A 12,406-nucleotide genomic window follows, 5' to 3' on the forward strand; every position below is an offset into this window, starting at 1 on the left:
TTAATTAATCACGGCGCATTAACCCATAAGCTTTCTGATATTGGCCTTGTTAGTCTTAATATTTACTTATATATTCGTGATGCGAATTAATTTCATTTAGAGAGCGCTTTCAATTTTTATCGCCTGACTGACGGATTTAGTCGGGCTGAAACCATTAATCGTCTCTGGTTGACCTGGTATCTCAATTTATTCTGATTTAATTGAATTTTTTATTCGACACCTTCCATGATCACCGGCGTAACAAAATCTCACTGATATGTGCTCCTTGTCATACTTTGACAAATCTCCCGCATTTTTCATTTGATAATTCGCGTCGCGAAAAATAGTCTGTCTGTAGCAATTAGTGCTGTGGGAATAACATCTCGTCGGCAATATTTTTTACCCGTTCGGGTTTTTTATTGGCAGTCGTGCAGGGCAGTGGTGAACACAGGCGGCTGCAACTTTTAAGTTAAGTCAAAGAGGAATTTCAATATGGGTACGCACGGTGCTCAGCGTAAAACGCTGGCGCTCGCAGTCGCGGGCGCGCTGTTGGGAACAGGGTTTGCCATGGCGCCTGAGGCGAAAGCCGCAGGGTTTATCGATGATTCCACGCTGACCGGCGGCATCTATTACTGGCAACGTGAGCGCGACCGTAAAGATCTCAATCCGGACAGCAAGGATTACAACCAATACACCACCAACCTGTCGCACTCCACCGCCAACCTGAGCCTGGATTTCGCTTCGGGCTACGCCTGGGATATGTTCGGTCTGGACGTCGGTGCCTTCACCGCCATCGAGCTGGCGGAATCCAGCGCCAGCGGCCACCCGAACGAGATCGCGTTTTCCTCGAAAAACCGGACCTACGACGAAGACTATTCCGGTGACAAGGGCGGCATCAGCCTGTACAAAGCCGCCGCCAAATTCAAATACGGCCCGGTCTGGGCGCGCGCCGGCTATATTCAGCCGAGCGGCCAAACCCTGCTGGCGCCACACTGGAGCTTTATGCCGGGCACCTATCAGGGGGCCGAAGCCGGCGCCAAGTTCGACTACGGCGATGCCGGTGCGTTGAGCTTCTCCTACATGTGGGCCGACAAATACAAGGCACCGTGGCATATCGAGGTGGACGACTTCCGCCAGAACGACAGGAAAACCCGCGTCTCCTACCTGCACTCGCTGGGCGCCAAATACGATTTCAAAAACGATCTGGTGCTGGAAGCCGCCTTCGGCCAGGCGCAGGGATACGTGAATCAATACTTCACTAAAGCGTCTTACAAATTCGATCTGCTGGGCAACCCGCTGACCACCAGTTACCAGTTCTACGGTGCGGAAGACCGCATCAGCGACAAGAACGATCCAAACAGCATCTACGACGGCCTGGCCTGGCTGCAGGCGCTGACCTTCGGTTACACCACCGGGCAGTTCAACTGGCGTCTGGAAGGCACCATGGTCAAGGCGGAAGGCAACCAGGGCTTCTTCCTGCAGCGCATGACCCCAACCTACGCCTCATCCAACGGCCGTCTGGACGTGTGGTGGGACAACCGCTCTGACTTTAACGCCAACGGCGAGAAAGCGGTGTACGCCGGCGTGATGTATGACCTCAGCAACTGGAACCTGCCGGGCATGGCGGTCGGCGGCTCCTACGTTTACGCCTGGGACGCCAAGCCGAGCACCAACCCGATCTACGATCAGAGCCAGCGCCTGAAAGAGAGCGCCTGGAGCCTGGACGCGATGTACACCATCCAGGAAGGGCGCGCCAAGGGCACGCTGATCAAGCTGCACTACACCCAGTATGACAACCACACCAACATCCCGAGCTGGGGCGGCGGTTACGGCAACATCTTCCAGGACGAGAAAGACGTCAAGTTCATGGTCATCGCGCCATTCACCATCTTCTGATGCGTTCCCCGGCCTCGCCGCCGGGGGCAAGTTAAGGGAATTCAACGATGAAAAAAATCATGCTGATGTTGGCGGCCGCCGCGGCCTTGAGCGCCTGCGCGCAACCCGCCGCGCCGCCGGAAGATGCCAAATTGAAGCAGGCTTACAGCGCCTGCATCAACACCGCCGAAGGTTCGCCGGAGCGTCTGCAGCCCTGCAAGGCGGTGCTGAACGTGCTGAAGCAAGAGAAGCAGCACCAGCAGTTCGCCGCGCAGGAAACGGTGCGGGTGATGGATTATCAGAACTGCATTATGGCGGTTCACAGCGGCAACGGTCAGGCTTACGACGCCAAGTGCGGCAAGCTGTGGCAAGAAATTCGCGATAACAATAATTAAGAAGGACAAGAACATGAACGCATTCAAACTGAGCGCATTAGCCGCTTTGACGGCAACGATGGGATTCCTGGGCGGCATGGGAAACGCCATGGCCGATCAACAGCTGGTGGATCAACTGAGTCAGCTGAAGCTGAACGTAAAAATGCTGGATAACCGCGCCGGCGAAAACGGCGTGGATTGCGCGGCGCTGGGCGCCGACTGGGCCTCTTGCAACCGGGTGTTGTTCACCCTCAGCAACGACGGCCAGGCGATCGACGGCAAAGACTGGGTCATCTATTTCCACAGCCCGCGCCAGACCCTGCGGGTGGACAACGACCAGTTCAAGATAGCTCACCTCACCGGCGATCTGTACAAGCTGGAGCCGACCGCCAAATTCAGCGGTTTCCCGGCCGGTAAGGCGGTGGAAATTCCAGTGGTGGCCGAATACTGGCAGCTGTTCAGAAACGACTTCCTGCCGCGCTGGTATGCCACGTCCGGCGACGCCAAGCCGAAAATGCTGGCGAATACCGATACCGAAAATCTGGATCAGTTCGTGGCGCCGTTCACCGGCGACCAGTGGAAGCGCACCAAGGACGACAAAAATATTCTGATGACGCCGGCTTCGCGCTTTGTCAGCAATGCCGATCTGCAGACGCTGCCTGCCGGCGCGCTGCGCGGCCAGATCGTGCCGACGCCGATGCAGGTGAAAGTACACGCGCAGGACGCCGATCTGCGTAACGGCGTGGCACCGGATCTGAGCACGCTGGTCAAGCCGGCGGCGGACGCCGTCAACCAGCGCTTTGCGCTGCTGGGCGTGCCGGTTCAGGCCAACGGCTATCCGATCAAGACCGACATTCAGCCGGGCAAGTTTAAAGGCGCGATGGCGGTGTCAGGCGCCTATGAGTTGAAAATCGGCAAGAAAGAGGCGCGAGTGATCGGTTTCGATCAGGCCGGGGTGTTCTACGGGCTGCAGTCGATCCTGTCGTTAGTGCCGAGCGACGGCAGCGGCAAGATCGCCACGCTGGACGCCAGCGATGCGCCGCGCTTCGAGTATCGCGGCATTTTCCTCGACGTGGCGCGCAACTTCCATAAGAAGGACGCGGTGCTGCGCCTGCTGGATCAGATGGCGGCCTACAAGCTCAACAAATTCCACTTCCACCTGAGCGATGACGAAGGCTGGCGCATCGAGATCCCCGGTTTGCCTGAGCTGACGGAAGTCGGCGGCCAGCGCTGCCACGATCTGAGCGAAACCACCTGCCTGCTGCCGCAGTACGGCCAGGGGCCGGACGTCTACGGGGGCTTCTTCAGCCGTCAGGACTATATCGACATCATCAAATACGCCCAGGCGCGCCAGATTGAAGTGATCCCGGAGATCGACATGCCGGCGCACGCCCGCGCCGCGGTGGTCTCGATGGAAGCGCGCTATAAAAAGCTGCATGCCGCCGGGAAAGAGCAGGAGGCCAACGAATTCCGCCTGGTGGATCCGACCGATACCTCCAACACCACCTCCGTGCAGTTCTTTAACCGCCAGAGCTACCTGAACCCGTGCCTGGACTCTTCCCAGCGCTTTGTCGACAAGGTGATCGGCGAAATCGCCCAGATGCATAAAGAAGCCGGCCAGCCGATCAAGACCTGGCACTTCGGCGGCGACGAAGCGAAAAACATTCGCCTGGGCGCCGGCTATACCGACAAGGCGAAACCGGAGCCGGGCAAAGGCATCATCGATCAGAGCAACGAAGACAAGCCGTGGGCCAAGTCGCAGGTGTGCCAGACGATGATCAAAGAAGGCAAGGTGGCCGACATGGAGCACCTGCCGAGCTACTTCGGCCAAGAGGTCAGCAAGCTGGTGAAGGCGCACGGCATCGACAGAATGCAGGCCTGGCAGGACGGCCTGAAAGACGCCGAGAGCGCGAAGGCGTTCGCCACCTCGCGCGTGGGCGTCAACTTCTGGGATACCCTGTACTGGGGCGGTTTCGATAGCGTCAACGACTGGGCCAACAAAGGGTATGAAGTGGTGGTTTCCAACCCGGACTACGTCTATATGGACTTCCCTTACGAGGTGAACCCGGACGAGCGCGGTTACTACTGGGGCACCCGCTTCAGCGACGAGCGCAAGGTGTTCAGCTTTGCGCCGGACAACATGCCGCAGAACGCGGAAACCTCGGTCGACCGCGACGGCAACCCCTTCAGCGCCAAGAGCGACAAGCCGTGGCCGGGCGCCTACGGGCTGTCCGCTCAGCTGTGGAGCGAAACCCAGCGCACCGATCCGCAGATGGAATACATGATCTTCCCACGCGCGCTGTCGGTGGCGGAACGCGCCTGGCACCGCGCCGGTTGGGAGCAGGACTATCGCGCCGGCCGCGAATACAAAGGAGGGGAAACCCACTTTGTCGATACCAAGGCGCTGGAGAAAGACTGGCTGCGCTTCGCTAATATTCTGGGCCAGCGTGAGCTGGCCAAGCTGGACAAAGGCGGCGTCGCTTACCGTCTGCCGGTGCCGGGCGCGCGCGTAGCGGGCGGCAAGCTGGAGGCGAATATCGCGCTGCCGGGATTGGGCATCGAGTATTCCACCGACGGCGGCAAGCAGTGGCAGCGCTATGACGCCAAGGCCAAACCGGCGGTTTCCGGTGACGTTCAGGTGCGTTCGGTCAGCCCGGACGGTAAACGCTACAGCCGCGCCGAGAAGGTTTAAGCCCGGTGCAACGGCCTGCTGCCCCGGCGGCAGGCCGTATAACGAAGGGGGAATGCGTCTGCCTTCGCGCGTGTCGGCGCGGGGCGGACGTTGAAGTGAGAGTAGTACGTGGAGTCGCAGTGCCGCTGCAATTGTGATATTTCATGACATGATTTTCCCCGGCTTGTCCGGGGATTTTTTTGCCCGTTGCACGGCGGGCATAAAAAAACCGCCTCGGTGTGAGGCGGTTTTTCATAGCCGGTCAGGCTTATTTCTTGTCGTGCAGCGTTTCGTCTTCACGACAGTCACCGGTTTCGCAGTGGCCGTACAGGTACAGGCTGTGGTTGGTGAGCTTGATGCCGTGCTGCTTGGCGATATCACGCTGGCGAACTTCGATGGATTCGTCGCTGAATTCAATCACTTTGCCGCAGTCCAGGCAAATCAGGTGATCGTGGTGATGCTGTTGGGTCAGCTCGAACACGGACTTGCCGCCTTCGAAATTGTGACGTGTCACAATGCCCGCATCGTCAAACTGGTTCAGTACGCGATAAACCGTTGCCAGCCCGATCTCTTCGCCCATATCAATCAGTTTTTTGTACAAATCTTCCGCACTGACGTGATGGCATTCCGGATTTTGCAGTACTTCCAGGATTTTGAGTCGCGGAAGCGTGACTTTTAAGCCGGCCTTCTTCAGTGCGATGTTGTTGTCGGTCATGCGAATTCAGTCCTGTTACTATGCTAATCAAGTTGAGGCGTACTCGCCTGTGGCATCGGTCGGCACAAAGAGTTAATGCGTCTCATTATAGAACCGGTTGTACTAAATAGAAACCGCCGGTTGTTAACAAAGATATAATTGCACTATTGCATGTTTTGCATGCAACGCCTTGATGGATGGGATAAACCGATATCTCAGTCTACCGTGACGGGGTGGGAAGTTACAAATCTGTAGCTTCTATCGCAGCAATCCCTGCTGCCGATGACGGCCCTGTGGGCACACTATGCACTTTACAGGGCCTTTGTTCAACCTTTCGCCAGTGCCGGGCTTAGCCGACGATATCGGCCAGGCTCAGCTCTTCGACGATCTGTTTGACCCAGGCGTCCACGCGCTCGTTGGTCAGCTCCGGCTGGCGGTCTTCGTCGATCGCCAGACCGATGAAGTGGTTGTCGTCCGCCAGGCCTTTGGAGGCCTCGAAGTGGTAGCCCTTGGTCGGCCAGTGGCCCACGATGGCCGCGCCGCGCGGTTCGATGATGTCGCGGATGGTGCCCATCGCGTCACAGAAGTATTCCGCGTAGTCTTCCTGGTCGCCGCAGCCGAACAGCGCCACCAGCTTGCCGTTGAAGTCGACTTCTTCCAGCGTCGGGAAGAAATCATCCCAGTCACACTGTGCTTCACCGTAGTACCAGGTCGGGATACCCAGCAGCAGGATATCGAACCCTTCCAGGTCTTCTTTGCTGCTTTTAGCGATGTCATGCACTTCAGAGACGTCGTCGCCAAACTGTTTCTGGAGAATTTTCTGGATCATTTTGGCAATGTTTTCGGTATTGCCAGTGTCGCTGCCAAAGAAAATGCCTACAGTAGCCATATCGCGTATAACCTTTAAATTCAAGTAATTGCATTACTCGACGCCGGCACTGCCGCCGCTGACGCCGATTAAAATGATGCCATGGCAAGAGCCTTTCGCCTCCGGGGCGGGCGCCGACAGGCGCAGTCTCTAGCCGGTAAATGCGTATCATGCCAGAAAGTGGCGCCGGGGTTTTATCGCATTTATGCGATGCCGGAGAATGAAGAAAAGCGTGGTCGATCCGGCGTTGTCCTTAACGCCGCGCCGCGCGTGCGGCCGAAGAGATCAATGTTCCGGCTGTTCTTCCGCCAGTTGCGCCAACAGCATCTGCTCGATGAGTTCGCTGCGGCTGATGTTGCGCTGTTCCGCCAGTTTGTTCAGGGCGTCCACCGCATCCGCGTTGATTTTCAGCTCTACGCGCCGCAATCCACGCACTTTATCGCGCCGTAACTGATTGCGCTTATTGATTCTAAGCTGTTCATCGCGGGAGAGCGGGTTGGTTTTCGGGCGCCCCGGACGGCGTTCATCTGCGAACAGATCCAGCGTCGTGCGATCCGTTTGTTCTTTTGCCATAGGTAGCGGTACTGCAAGGGAGTTTGCATCAAAAAGCGCTCGCACGCTTCCGGAGGCATCGGTTAACACACTTCGGGCCAATAAACCCTAACCCAAATTCACCCCCGAACCGGCGTTCATGAACGCGCTGGCGCGGCGGCAAAATTATAGCGCGCCATATTACCCCAGCAGATGGAGCGGCGACAATGCCTAACTGCGGGCTAAACGCGCTAAGCCGTTATCTTTAGCGCGTTTTTTCGCCAGGGGAGCGTGTTTTTCAGGCTTCGTCGAGGAAACGGTGGATGGCGCGCAGCACCGCTTCCGGTTTTTCGGCGTGCACCCAATGGCCGGTGCCGGCGACGACGTGCGCGCGAGCCTGCGGGAACTGGCGGGCGATGTCTGCACGGTAGCTGTCCTGCACGTACGGCGACAGGCCGCCGCGAATGAACAGGGTCGGGTGCGGCCAGGCCGGAACTTCCTGCCAGCCGGTGATGTCTTCGTAGCGTGCGATCAGCACCGGCAGGTTGAAGCGCCATTCGCCGTTGTGGAAGGACTTCAGCAGGAACTGGATCACGCCTTCTTCCTGCAGGTAGTCGCGCATCAGCTCGGCGGCCGCCTGGCGCTGGGTGATGCCGGCGGCGCTGACGGCCTTCAGCGCGGCGAAAATCTCGTCGTGGCGGCGGGTCTGGTAATCCACCGGCGCGACGTCGATAACGATCAGCTTGGCGACACGCTCGGGCGCGATGGCGGTCAGCGCCATCGCCGCTTTGCCGCCCATCGAATGGCCGATGACGATCGCTTTCTCCAGCTGCAGTTCGTCGAGCAGCGCCAGCAGATCCTGTGCCATGGCGGGATAGTTCATGTCGTCGGCGCGCGGGGAGAGGCCGTGATTGCGCAGATCGACCTTGATCACCGTGTGCTGTTTATGCAGATCGCGCGCCAGCACGCCCAAGTTGTCCAGATTGCCGAACAGCCCGTGGATCAGCAGCACCGGCAGCGCGTCTGACTCGGCGGCCAGCAGTTGATAATGTAATTTCATGGCGAAGTTCATACTGAGAGAGATTCAGATTAGGGTATCATGATTGAATCGCACGATGAATCATGCGGAATTTTCGCGGCGCGGGCTTGGCAGTGCCGGCTATAGGTATTAGTCTGCATTTGCCGTCCGGAGGCACATTGTTGTGTTCGCCCCAGCGCTTTTAACCTTATAATCCCATGGCTTGAATGCAGGATCTGGCTTCAGGTTCTAAGTAGAAAAAACAGTATTGGATAAAGATGAAAACTATTGAAGTCGACGAAGAGCTTTACCGTTATATTGCCAGCCACACGCAACACATCGGTGAAAGCGCGTCCGATATTTTACGCCGCATGTTGAAATTCACCGCCGGGCAGCCGGTGCGCGCGTTGCCTGCCGCCAGTGCCCCGCAGTCCGTCGAGCTGGAAAAAGCGGCGCCGGCGCAGCGTCCGCGCGATCGCGTGCGCGCCATGCGTGAGCTGCTGTTATCGGATGAATACGCCGAGCAGAACAAAGCGGTCAACCGTTTCATGCTGGTGCTGTCCACGCTGTACACCCTCGATGCCGCCGGTTTCGCCGCCGCCACCGAGGCGTTGACCGGCCGTACCCGCACCTATTTCGCCGGCGATCAGCAGACCCTGCTGGCCAACGGCACGCATACCAAGCCGAAGCATGTACCGGGCACCCCTTACTGGGTGATCACCAATACCAATACCGGCCGCAAACGCAGCATGATCGAACACATCATGCAGGCGATGCAGTTCCCGGCGGAACTGATCGAGAAAGTTTGCGGTACCGTCTAATTTAGCGAACAGCCCGTCATGCTGGCCGTGCGCGACGTATTGCCCGGTCACCGACAGGGATGAGGGAGATATGTCGATGGCGAATAATCCACGTGCCGGGCAGCCCGCCTGCCAAAGCGATCTGATCAACGTAGCCCAGCTGACGTCGCAGTACTATGTGCTGCAACCTGAAGCCGGCAATGCCGCACACGCGGTGAAGTTTGGCACCTCCGGCCACCGCGGCAGCGCGCAGCGCCACAGCTTCAACGAAGCGCACATCCTCGCCATCGCTCAGGCGATCGCCGAAGTTCGTCATCAGCAGGGCACCACCGGCCCGTGCTACGTGGGCAAAGATACCCATGCGCTGTCTGAGCCGGCCTTCATTTCCGTGCTGGAAGTGCTGACCGCCAACGGCGTCGATGTGATCGTGCAGGAAAATAACGGTTTCACGCCAACGCCGGCGGTATCGCACGCCATTCTGTGCCACAACCGCCGCGGCGGCGCGCAGGCCGACGGCATCGTCATTACGCCGTCCCACAACCCGCCGGAAGACGGCGGCATCAAATACAATCCGCCGAACGGCGGCCCGGCTGACACCAACCTGACGTCGGTGATCGAGAAGCGCGCCAACGAACTGCTGGCGCAGCAGCTGAAAGGCGTTCAGCGCCAGTCGCTGGACAAGGCCTGGAACAGTGGCCACCTGCACGCCAAAGACCTGGTGCAGCCTTATGTCGAAGGCCTGGTTGAGGTGGTCGACATGCCGGCCATTCAACGCGCCGGCCTGAAGCTGGGCGTGGATCCGCTCGGCGGCTCCGGCATCGCCTATTGGCAGCGCGTGGCGGAACACTACAAGCTGGATCTGACGCTGGTGAACGACTCCATCGATCAGACCTTCCGCTTTATGCACCTGGATCACGACGGCATCATCCGCATGGACTGCTCGTCCGAGTCGGCGATGGCCGGCCTGCTGGCGCTGCGCGACAAATTCGATCTGGCGTTCGCCAACGATCCGGATTACGACCGCCACGGCATTGTCACGCCGAAAGGCCTGATGAACCCGAACCACTATCTGGCGGTAGCCATCAACTACCTGTTCCAACATCGCCCGCAGTGGGGCGCCGATGTCGCAGTCGGTAAAACGCTGGTGTCCAGCGCGATGATCGACCGCGTGGTGGCCGACCTGGGCCGCAAGCTGGTGGAAGTGCCGGTCGGTTTCAAATGGTTTGTGGACGGCCTGTTCGACGGCAGCCTGGGCTTCGGCGGCGAAGAGAGCGCCGGGGCTTCGTTCCTGCGCTTCAACGGCCAGCCGTGGTCGACGGACAAAGACGGCATCATCATGTGCCTGCTGGCGGCTGAAATCACCGCGGTAACCGGTGAGAACCCGCAGCATCACTATGACGATCTGGCCAAGCGTTTCGGTGCGCCGAGCTATAACCGCATCCAGGCGCCGGCAACCCATGCGCAGAAAGCGGCGCTGTCCAAGCTGTCGCCGGAGATGGTCAAGGCCAGTACGCTGGGCGGGGATCCGATCACCGCACGTTTGACCGCGGCGCCGGGTAACGGCGCCTCGATCGGCGGGCTGAAAGTGATGACCGACAACGGCTGGTTCGCGGCTCGTCCTTCCGGTACCGAAGAGGCTTACAAGATCTATTGCGAGAGCTTCCTCGGCGCGGAACACCGCGAGAAGATTGAGCATGAAGCGGTCGAAATCGTCAGCGAAGTGCTGGCTTCCGCCAAGTAATCACTTTCCCTGATTGATAAAAAGCGCTGTTTTTACAGCGCTTTTTTTTATGTCTTCAATTTAGATATATCTTTTTATCGGTGCGCGCTTGCGAATTTAGATATATCGATCTAGATTAGCGTTATCGACGCTGTTTAGATATATCTAAACAACCTCGTATTGATGTTCACTGTTAAAGCGAGGTATCACCCTATGTTTCATCGATTAGGTTTACACCGGCATCACCATCACCATCATGAATGTGAAGAGGGCCGCCGTCATCGCGGCGGGCGCCATCATTTCGGCGGCGACGGCGAAGAGCACGGCCGGGGTGGGCGCGGCGGCCGGGGCGGGCGTCATCGTCTGTTCGAACACGGCGATCTGCGCCTGGTGTTGCTGGCGCTGGTGGCGCGCAAGCCCAGCCACGGCTATGAGCTGATCAAGGCGATTGAGGAAGCCTCTTCCGGCCTGTACGTGCCGAGCCCGGGGGTGATTTACCCCACGCTGACGCTGCTGGAAGAGCAGGATTTCCTTGAGCCGCTCACCACCGGCAACGGCCGCAAAAGCTACCGCATCACCGCGGTGGGCGAGGGCGAGCTGCAAAAGCATCAACAGGCGGTTGACGTCATTCTGGCGCGCCTGGCGGGTGCCGGCCGCGAGCATCATCGGCACGGCAACCTGGCGGAAGGCATCTACGACGCCATGAACCGCCTGCGCAGCCTGCTGCGCGGCAACGTGATGCGCGCCGATCTCACGCCGCAGCAGGTGGAGCGCATCAACGCCGCGTTGCTGACCGCCGTGGCGGCGATCGAAAGCGAAATGCATATTCAACCCACGCAGCAGGAGAAGAACTGATGCCCGGCCACCGTTTTACTATTACCGTTGAAGCCCTGAGCGATCGCCAGGGCAATCCCGTCGAGAAAGCGCCGCTGAGTTTTGAAGTGACCAACCACGACGATATTCTCGAGATCGTCGAGCGCATCCGGGCGCGTGACGATCTGAACTTCGGCCCCGAGCAGAGCGCGGCCTTCGCCGTGGGGTTGAAGCTGTTCTCCGAAGTGATGATCGAAAACCGTAAACACCCGGTGTTCGCTCCGCTGCGCGATGCGTTTAAGGAATTTATGGTCGGATTGAAGAAAGGCCCGGCGGCGTAAAGGCGCGGCACACCGCGCCCGCCGGGGTTAAGGCATGAAGCGGTAGCCGACGCCGGTTTCGGTCAGCAGGTGTTTGGGCCGGGCCGGATCGGCTTCCAGCTTCTGCCGCAGATGGCCCATGTAGATGCGCAGGTAGTGGCTGTGCTCCACGTAGTTCGGCCCCCAGACGTGGCTCAACAGCTGACGTTGGGTGATCACCTTGCCGGCGTTGGCCAGCAGTTCCGCCAGCAGGCGAAACTCGATCGGCGTCAGGTGCAAATCTTCGTCGTTGCGCAGCACCCGGCGATTCACCAGATCGACGGTGATCGCTGAAAAACTCACCAGCGGGCTTTCCTGCTGGCTGGCGGAGTGGCGGCGCAGCGCGACCCGCACCCGCGCCAGCAGCTCGCCGATGCCGAACGGCTTGCTGAGGTAGTCGTCGGCGCCGGCGTCCAGTGCGGCGATCTTGTCCTCCTCGGCGTTGCGTGCCGACAGCACGATCACCGGAATGGCGCTCCACTGCCGCAGATCGCGGATGTAACTCAGCCCGTCGCCATCCGGCAACCCCAAATCAAGGATGATCAGATCCGGTTTGCGCGTGCCGGCTTCAATCAGCCCGCGCTGCAGCGTTTCACTTTCAAACACCCGCAGGCCTTCGCTCTCCAGCGCGGTGCGCACGAAGCGGCGGATCTCTTTTTCATCTTCAACAATCAGAATGTTGGTTGGCGTTATGCTCACGTTTC

12 protein-coding genes are annotated in these 12,406 nt (G+C 59.0%); 7 read left to right on the forward strand and 5 right to left on the reverse strand.

The features are described 5' to 3' along the window. The first annotated feature begins 471 nt into the window (after positions 1-471). The 3 genes from chiP to SSARUM_RS05710 are packed head-to-tail and all read left to right on the forward strand — an operon-like array spanning position 472 to position 4,920. Complete coding sequence (chiP, locus tag SSARUM_RS05700; RefSeq protein ID WP_033655304.1) at positions 472-1,875, forward strand: chitoporin ChiP; 1,404 nt, start codon at positions 472-474, stop codon at positions 1,873-1,875. 47 nt (positions 1,876-1,922) lie between these two features. Continuing rightward, positions 1,923-2,249, forward strand: a complete 327-nt coding sequence (gene chiQ, locus SSARUM_RS05705) for a ChiQ/YbfN family lipoprotein (RefSeq protein WP_004939944.1) — start codon at positions 1,923-1,925, stop codon at positions 2,247-2,249. Positions 2,250-2,262: 13 nt separating this feature from the next. Then, positions 2,263-4,920, forward strand: a complete 2,658-nt coding sequence (locus tag SSARUM_RS05710; protein ID WP_041033874.1) for a beta-N-acetylhexosaminidase — start codon at positions 2,263-2,265, stop codon at positions 4,918-4,920. Positions 4,921-5,167: 247 nt separating this feature from the next. Here the strand turns inward: SSARUM_RS05710 and fur are convergent, their stop codons facing one another. The 4 genes from fur to ybfF all read right to left on the reverse strand — a co-directional run bounded on the left by fur (position 5,168) and on the right by ybfF (position 8,064). After that, on the reverse strand, positions 5,168-5,614 hold the full coding sequence (gene fur, locus SSARUM_RS05715; protein WP_019454058.1) for a ferric iron uptake transcriptional regulator: 447 nt from the start codon (positions 5,612-5,614) through the stop codon (positions 5,168-5,170). 328 nt (positions 5,615-5,942) lie between these two features. After that, entirely contained in the window at positions 5,943-6,482 is a 540-nt protein-coding gene (fldA, locus tag SSARUM_RS05720) for a flavodoxin FldA (RefSeq protein ID WP_004939938.1), read from the reverse strand. Positions 6,483-6,746: 264 nt separating this feature from the next. Beyond that, complete coding sequence (ybfE, locus tag SSARUM_RS05725) at positions 6,747-7,034, reverse strand: LexA regulated protein (protein WP_004939936.1); 288 nt, start codon at positions 7,032-7,034, stop codon at positions 6,747-6,749. 256 nt (positions 7,035-7,290) lie between these two features. Continuing rightward, positions 7,291-8,064 (reverse strand): esterase, encoded by a 774-nt coding sequence (ybfF, locus tag SSARUM_RS05730; protein WP_079656284.1) that lies wholly within the window; start codon positions 8,062-8,064, stop codon positions 7,291-7,293. Between the two features lie 224 nt (positions 8,065-8,288). Here ybfF and seqA point away from each other — a divergent pair, with 224 nt between their 5' ends. The 4 genes from seqA to SSARUM_RS05750 all read left to right on the forward strand — a co-directional run bounded on the left by seqA (position 8,289) and on the right by SSARUM_RS05750 (position 11,684). Continuing rightward, a complete protein-coding gene (gene seqA, locus SSARUM_RS05735) occupies positions 8,289-8,831 on the forward strand; it encodes a replication initiation negative regulator SeqA (protein ID WP_033637454.1) in 543 nt (180 codons plus the stop codon). Positions 8,832-8,907: 76 nt separating this feature from the next. Continuing rightward, a complete protein-coding gene (pgm, locus tag SSARUM_RS05740) occupies positions 8,908-10,551 on the forward strand; it encodes a phosphoglucomutase (alpha-D-glucose-1,6-bisphosphate-dependent) (protein WP_060418725.1) in 1,644 nt (547 codons plus the stop codon). 192 nt (positions 10,552-10,743) lie between these two features. After that, on the forward strand, positions 10,744-11,385 hold the full coding sequence (locus SSARUM_RS05745) for a PadR family transcriptional regulator (RefSeq protein ID WP_060429661.1): 642 nt from the start codon (positions 10,744-10,746) through the stop codon (positions 11,383-11,385). Then, a complete protein-coding gene (locus tag SSARUM_RS05750; RefSeq protein WP_033655173.1) occupies positions 11,385-11,684 on the forward strand; it encodes a DUF3861 domain-containing protein in 300 nt (99 codons plus the stop codon). Before SSARUM_RS05745 ends, SSARUM_RS05750 begins: the two co-directional genes overlap by 1 nt. Before the next feature lie 27 nt (positions 11,685-11,711). On the opposite strand, the gene kdpE is transcribed toward SSARUM_RS05750, so the two are convergent. After that, on the reverse strand, positions 11,712-12,401 hold the full coding sequence (gene kdpE / locus SSARUM_RS05755) for a two-component system response regulator KdpE (RefSeq protein WP_033637458.1): 690 nt from the start codon (positions 12,399-12,401) through the stop codon (positions 11,712-11,714). Positions 12,402-12,406: the final 5 nt, after the last annotated feature.

The organism is Serratia sarumanii (assembly GCF_029962605.1).
In the GTDB taxonomy this organism is placed as follows: domain Bacteria; phylum Pseudomonadota; class Gammaproteobacteria; order Enterobacterales; family Enterobacteriaceae; genus Serratia; species Serratia sarumanii.

Excerpts from the sequence above, each read along its gene's own strand:
- SSARUM_RS05750 (WP_033655173.1), top strand. The coding sequence starts at position 11,385 with ATGCCCGGCCACCGTTTTACTATTACCGTTGAAGCCCTGAGCGATCGC.
- fldA (WP_004939938.1), bottom strand. The coding sequence starts at position 6,482 with ATGGCTACTGTAGGCATTTTCTTTGGCAGCGACACTGGCAATACCGAA.
- fur (WP_019454058.1), bottom strand. The coding sequence starts at position 5,614 with ATGACCGACAACAACATCGCACTGAAGAAGGCCGGCTTAAAAGTCACG.
- chiQ (WP_004939944.1), top strand. The coding sequence starts at position 1,923 with ATGAAAAAAATCATGCTGATGTTGGCGGCCGCCGCGGCCTTGAGCGCC.
- SSARUM_RS05745 (WP_060429661.1), top strand. The coding sequence starts at position 10,744 with ATGTTTCATCGATTAGGTTTACACCGGCATCACCATCACCATCATGAA.
- ybfE (WP_004939936.1), bottom strand. The coding sequence starts at position 7,034 with ATGGCAAAAGAACAAACGGATCGCACGACGCTGGATCTGTTCGCAGAT.
- SSARUM_RS05710 (WP_041033874.1), top strand. The coding sequence starts at position 2,263 with ATGAACGCATTCAAACTGAGCGCATTAGCCGCTTTGACGGCAACGATG.
- chiP (WP_033655304.1), top strand. The coding sequence starts at position 472 with ATGGGTACGCACGGTGCTCAGCGTAAAACGCTGGCGCTCGCAGTCGCG.
- pgm (WP_060418725.1), top strand. The coding sequence starts at position 8,908 with ATGGCGAATAATCCACGTGCCGGGCAGCCCGCCTGCCAAAGCGATCTG.
- ybfF (WP_079656284.1), bottom strand. The coding sequence starts at position 8,064 with ATGAACTTCGCCATGAAATTACATTATCAACTGCTGGCCGCCGAGTCA.
- seqA (WP_033637454.1), top strand. The coding sequence starts at position 8,289 with ATGAAAACTATTGAAGTCGACGAAGAGCTTTACCGTTATATTGCCAGC.